The organism is Halomonas sp. SIMBA_159 (assembly GCF_046536035.1).
In the GTDB taxonomy this organism is placed as follows: domain Bacteria; phylum Pseudomonadota; class Gammaproteobacteria; order Pseudomonadales; family Halomonadaceae; genus Vreelandella; species Vreelandella venusta_A.
In genome coordinates this window covers 1-241 of sequence record NZ_JAWJBT010001455.1, presented here as the reverse complement: position 1 = coordinate 241, position 241 = coordinate 1, and the positions used below count along the sequence as shown (strand labels likewise).

Genomic DNA, 241 nt, shown 5'->3' with positions numbered 1-241 from the left:
CTCCGAGCTCCAACCACTCCAGGGCGCTGCCGGCGAGATCCGCGATCCGCTTCCGCAGGGCGATCGCCGCGCGGTACAGGTTCAGGGTCGAGGCGGGGTCGGCGTCCTGCGTCTCGACGGTGAGCGTCGCCCAGTCGTCCGGCTGCGGAAGCCACGGGGCGCCCCCGAAGCCGTAAGGAGTCGCCGTCCCCGCCCAGGGCAGCGGAACCCGGCATCCATCGCGTCCCGGATCGACACCCCC

Annotated in this window: 1 protein-coding gene; it reads right to left on the bottom strand. The window is 73.4% G+C overall.

Annotated elements, in window-relative coordinates; genetic code table 11:
- On the bottom strand, positions 1-241 hold a 241-nt coding region (locus R0J87_RS24055), incomplete at both ends, for an alpha-amylase family glycosyl hydrolase (protein ID WP_498889558.1).